The following is a 5098-nucleotide window of genomic DNA, read 5'->3' on the forward strand; positions in this document are numbered from 1 at the left end:
GCGTGAACGCCTTATCCGGCCTACAAAAGCTTGCAAACTCAATAGATTGCACAATTCATGTAGGCCTGATAAGCGAAGCTCATCAGGCATTTTTGCTTCTGTCATCGGTTTCAGGCGAAAGAAATCTGCCCGAAATCATTAATACAGTTTTTTCGCGCAGTCCAGCCAGTCACCTTTGAACGGACGCTTCATGTTTTCGATAGCGTCGATGATGTCATGGTGAACCAGTTGTTCGTTCTGAATACCTACGCAGCGACCGCCGTAACCAGCCAGTAGCAGTTCAATAGCGTAAGCGCCCATACGGGAAGCCAGAATACGGTCGTAAGGCACCGGAGAACCACCGCGCTGGATGTGGCCCAGCACAGTTGCGCGGGTTTCACGACCGGTTTCTTTCTCGATGAAATGCGCCAGTTCGTCAACATCACACATGTGTTCGGTAATCGCCACAATTGCGTGTTTTTTACCTTTCGCGATACCCGCTTTGATTTCATTTACCAGGTCATCGCGGCTGAATTCAACTTCCGGAACCACCACAAATTCACAACCACCGGCAATGGCCGCAGCCAGCGTCAGATCGCCACAGTAACGACCCATCACTTCCACCACAGAAATACGCTGGTGAGAAGAAGAGGTGTCACGCAGACGGTCGATGGCTTCCACAACGGTGCTCAGAGCAGTGAAGAAACCGATAGTGTAGTCAGTACCTTTGATGTCGTTGTCGATGGTGCCCGGCAGCCCGATGCACGGGAAGCCCATTTCGGTCAGACGCATTGCACCCATGTAGGAACCGTCACCGCCGATAACCACCAGCGCATCGATACCACGTTTTTTCAGGTTTTCGATAGCCACGGCGCGGATGTTCTCGTCGCGGAATTCCGGGAAGCGCGCAGAACCGAGGAACGTACCGCCACGGTTGATCATGTCAGACACGCTGTAACGGTCTAGCTGTACCATACGGTCTTCATACAGACCCAGATAGCCGTCATAAATGCCCATTACTTCCAGACCTTCTGTCAGCGCAGAACGAACAACCCCGCGAATTGCGGCGTTCATGCCTGGCGCATCACCGCCGCTTGTCAACACACCGATTTTCTTAATCATGACTACCTCTGAACTTTGGAATGCAAAATGAAATCTGTTGCCGGAAGTCTTCTTGCACATCGAAGTGATCCAACGAATGTGCAAATAGTATAACAATCACTTCCTGCTGAATTGATTCAGGTCAGGCCAAATGGCGGTATTTTATACACAAAATGCGGGTCTGGCTCTCTTTTATACTGATTATGAAAGCATAGACCGTTTACCCTCCCTGGGTACGACGGAACAAGGGTCCTGATGAATAATCACATCCGATCCCGGAAAACGCCGTAAAATAGCCTGCTCTACCTGATCCGCCACCATATGCGCCTGAACCAAAGGCAGAGAGTCTTCCATTTCCAAATGAATCTGAATAAAGCGGGTCGGCCCTGACTGCCGCGTGCGAAGATCGTGAGCGCCGCTAACTCCCGGCCAGGAAGTCACGATATCAATAATTTCTTGCCGTTCCTCATCGGGCAGCGCGCGATCCAGTAATGACTGTACCGCCTCATACCCCATGCGTAACGCGCTATATAAAATATAGATGCCGATTCCCAATGCAAACAGGGCATCAGCACGATGCCAGCCATACCAGGACAACCCCAGCGCCAGCAGAATTGCGCCGTTCATCATAACATCGGACTGATAATGTAGCATATCTGCCCGCACTGCCTGGCTCTGTGTCCTGCGCACGACCCAACGCTGAAACGAAACAAGGATAATCGTACAAATCAGCGCCACAATAGTCACGAGAACCCCGACGCCGGGGTCTGTCATCGGCGTCGGAGAAACCAAATGCTGAATACCAGTCAAAAACAGGAACAGCGCCGAACCGGAGATAAACATACTTTGCGCCAGCGCCGCGAGGGACTCGGCTTTACCGTGACCAAACGAGTGATTGTCGTCGGCAGGTTGCAGCGAGTAACGCACCACCAGTAAATTCGTCAACGACGCGCCAATATCCACCAACGAATCCACCAGCGCGGCAAGAATACTCACCGAACCGGTATACCACCATGCAAAAATTTTAATCAGCAATAGCAGCGAAGCCATCGCCGTCGCAGCAATCGCCGCCCGGCTGACCAGCCGTCCATAAGATTGATTCATAAATACTCCCGCTATCAACTGACGGTAGTATAACGGAAGCAAATCATCTGCAATGCATCAAGCAACAGGCAAATTGAAGATAAAAAAAACCCCCACATCATGTGGGGGAAGACAGGGATGGTGTCTATGGCAAGGAAAACAGGGTTTACTACTGGGAACGTGAGTTGCTACTACTCAATAGCTTCAACGATGAACTTTTTTGCCATTGCGTCACGTCGCGCAACTGCTCCATTCGTTGTTGATGTTTCTCGTTTAAAACCGCTTGCTGCTCTGGCGTTAACAGGTGATACATTTGGTTGCGGACTTTAGCCATCTCAACCTGGCGAGCGATCTGTTCTTTCGCCATTTTTTCTGCCTGAGCGCGCACAGCGTTTTCATCAAAATTTTCTGCGGTGACAAGGCGATGCATTGTCTCCACTTCGCTAACATTAACAGGAGGCTGTTCGTGCCGGGCCTGTTGCATAAGATCTCGCATCTGCTGACGCTGATGTTCGGTTAAACTTATGCCGTCGAACATATGGCTCTGCGTACTGCGCTGCGCAAGTTCTTCGCCCGGATGCCAGTTATCGCCTGAACCGACTTCAGCAGCGTGGCTTAATGAACTGACTGCCAGCGTTGAGGCCATGACGGCAGCGGTAACTATGCGCATCATTTGCTCCCAAAATCTTTCTGTCGCGATTCAACGATAGAGAGTTTACGATTCAGGCTGCAAACATGCGTCAGGGGGTGTAAAACAACGTAAAGTCATGGATTAGCGACGTCTGATGACGTAATTTCTGCCTCGGAGGTATTTAAACAATGAATAAAATCCTGTTAGTTGATGATGACCGAGAGCTGACTTCCCTGTTAAAGGAGCTGCTCGAGATGGAAGGCTTCAACGTAATTGTTGCCCACGATGGGGAGCAGGCGCTTGATCTTCTGGACGACAGCATTGATTTACTTTTGCTTGATGTCATGATGCCGAAGAAAAATGGTATCGACACATTGAAGGCACTTCGCCAGACACACCAGACGCCTGTCATTATGTTAACGGCACGCGGCAGTGAACTTGATCGCGTCCTCGGCCTTGAGTTAGGCGCTGATGACTATCTCCCGAAACCGTTTAACGACCGTGAGCTGGTGGCTCGTATTCGCGCGATCCTGCGCCGTTCCCACTGGAGCGAGCAACAGCAAAACAACGACAACGGTTCACCGACGCTTGAAGTTGATGCCTTAGTGCTGAATCCAGGCCGTCAGGAAGCCAGCTTCGACGGGCAAACGCTGGAGTTAACCGGTACTGAATTTACCCTACTCTATTTGCTGGCACAGCATCTGGGTCAGGTAGTTTCTCGTGAACATTTAAGCCAGGAAGTGCTGGGCAAACGCCTGACGCCTTTCGACCGCGCTATCGATATGCACATTTCCAACCTGCGTCGTAAACTGCCGGATCGTAAAGATGGTCACCCGTGGTTTAAAACCTTGCGTGGTCGCGGCTATCTGATGGTTTCTGCTTCATGATAGGCAGCTTAACCGCGCGCATCTTCGCCATCTTCTGGCTGACGCTGGCGCTGGTGTTGATGTTGGTTTTGATGTTACCCAAGCTCGATTCACGCCAGATGACCGAGCTTCTGGATAGCGAACAGCGTCAGGGGCTGATGATTGAGCAGCATGTCGAAGCGGAACTGGCGAACGATCCACCCAACGATTTAATGTGGTGGCGCCGTCTGTTCCGTGCCATTGATAAGTGGGCACCACCGGGGCAGCGTTTGTTACTGGTGACCACCGAAGGCCGCGTGATTGGCGCAGAACGCAGCGAAATGCAGATCATTCGCAACTTTATTGGTCAGGCCGATAACGCCGATCATCCGCAGAAGAAAAAGTATGGTCGCGTGGAACTGGTGGGGCCATTCTCCGTGCGTGATGGCGAAGATAATTACCAGCTTTATCTGATTCGTCCGGCCAGCAGTTCTCAATCCGATTTCATAAACTTACTGTTTGACCGCCCGCTATTGCTGCTGATTGTCACCATGCTGGTCAGTACGCCGCTGCTGTTGTGGTTGGCCTGGAGTCTGGCAAAACCGGCGCGTAAGCTGAAAAACGCTGCCGATGAAGTTGCCCAGGGGAACTTACGCCAACACCCGGAACTGGAAGCGGGGCCACAAGAATTTCTTGCCGCAGGTGCCAGTTTTAACCAGATGGTGACCGCGCTGGAGCGCATGATGACCTCTCAGCAGCGTCTGCTTTCTGATATCTCTCACGAGCTGCGCACCCCGCTGACGCGTCTGCAACTGGGTACGGCGTTACTGCGCCGTCGTAGTGGTGAAAGCAAGGAACTGGAGCGTATTGAAACCGAAGCCCAGCGTCTGGACAGCATGATCAACGACCTGTTGGTAATGTCACGTAATCAGCAGAAAAACGCGCTGGTGAGCGAGACAATCAAAGCCAACCAGTTGTGGAACGAAGTGCTGGATAACGCGGCATTCGAAGCGGAACAGATGGGCAAGTCGTTTACGGTTAACTTCCCGCCAGGGCCGTGGCCGCTGTACGGCAACCCGAACGCCCTGGAAAGTGCGCTGGAAAACATTGTTCGTAATGCTCTGCGTTATTCCCATACGAAGATTGAAGTGGGCTTCGCGGTAGATAAAGACGGTATCACCATTACGGTGGACGACGATGGTCCTGGCGTTAGCCCGGAAGATCGCGAACAGATTTTCCGCCCGTTCTATCGTACAGATGAAGCGCGCGATCGTGAATCTGGCGGTACGGGTCTGGGGCTGGCGATTGTCGAAACCGCCATTCAGCAGCACCGTGGTTGGGTGAAGGCGGAAGACAGCCCGCTCGGTGGTTTACGGCTGGTGATTTGGTTGCCGTTGTATAAGCGGAGTTAACCATCGCACAGGGCAGCTTTTGTAGGCCGGATAAGGCGTTTACGCCG

The 5098-nt window shown here is 52.0% G+C and carries 5 protein-coding genes; 2 read left to right on the forward strand and 3 right to left on the reverse strand.

Annotation, left to right across the window (positions count from 1 at the left end):
- Nucleotides 1-138: 138 nt before the first annotated feature.
- The 3 genes from pfkA to cpxP all read right to left on the reverse strand — a co-directional run bounded on the left by pfkA (nt 139) and on the right by cpxP (nt 2833).
- The gene (gene pfkA, locus EQY_RS0110970; protein ID WP_001355350.1) at nt 139-1101 is read right to left on the reverse strand and encodes a 6-phosphofructokinase; all 963 of its coding nucleotides are present in this window, start codon (nt 1099-1101) and stop codon (nt 139-141) included.
- A gap of 180 nt (nt 1102-1281) precedes the next feature.
- Nucleotides 1282-2184 (reverse strand): CDF family cation-efflux transporter FieF, encoded by a 903-nt coding sequence (gene fieF, locus EQY_RS0110975; RefSeq protein WP_001076752.1) that lies wholly within the window; start codon nt 2182-2184, stop codon nt 1282-1284.
- Between the two features lie 148 nt (nt 2185-2332).
- The gene (gene cpxP, locus EQY_RS0110980; protein WP_016158830.1) at nt 2333-2833 is read right to left on the reverse strand and encodes a cell-envelope stress modulator CpxP; all 501 of its coding nucleotides are present in this window, start codon (nt 2831-2833) and stop codon (nt 2333-2335) included.
- Between the two features lie 149 nt (nt 2834-2982).
- Between cpxP and cpxR the strand changes: the two genes are divergently transcribed.
- Together cpxR and cpxA are read left to right on the forward strand one after the other, a co-directional pair.
- Nucleotides 2983-3681, forward strand: coding sequence for an envelope stress response regulator transcription factor CpxR (gene cpxR, locus EQY_RS0110985; RefSeq protein ID WP_001033722.1), 699 nt, complete (start codon nt 2983-2985; stop codon nt 3679-3681).
- The gene (gene cpxA, locus EQY_RS0110990; RefSeq protein ID WP_000580414.1) at nt 3678-5051 is read left to right on the forward strand and encodes an envelope stress sensor histidine kinase CpxA; all 1374 of its coding nucleotides are present in this window, start codon (nt 3678-3680) and stop codon (nt 5049-5051) included. Before cpxR ends, cpxA begins: the two co-directional genes overlap by 4 nt.
- Nucleotides 5052-5098 lie beyond the last annotated feature (47 nt).

Source organism: Escherichia sp. TW14182, from assembly GCF_000208525.1.
GTDB classification, from domain to species: domain Bacteria; phylum Pseudomonadota; class Gammaproteobacteria; order Enterobacterales; family Enterobacteriaceae; genus Escherichia; species Escherichia ruysiae.

What these genes read in the sequence shown, in the direction of transcription:
- pfkA (WP_001355350.1), bottom strand. Translation starts at nt 1,101, where the DNA reads ATGATTAAGAAAATCGGTGTGTTGACAAGCGGCGGTGATGCGCCAGGC.
- fieF (WP_001076752.1), bottom strand. Translation starts at nt 2,184, where the DNA reads ATGAATCAATCTTATGGACGGCTGGTCAGCCGGGCGGCGATTGCTGCG.
- cpxP (WP_016158830.1), bottom strand. Translation starts at nt 2,833, where the DNA reads ATGCGCATAGTTACCGCTGCCGTCATGGCCTCAACGCTGGCAGTCAGT.
- cpxR (WP_001033722.1), top strand. Translation starts at nt 2,983, where the DNA reads ATGAATAAAATCCTGTTAGTTGATGATGACCGAGAGCTGACTTCCCTG.
- cpxA (WP_000580414.1), top strand. Translation starts at nt 3,678, where the DNA reads ATGATAGGCAGCTTAACCGCGCGCATCTTCGCCATCTTCTGGCTGACG.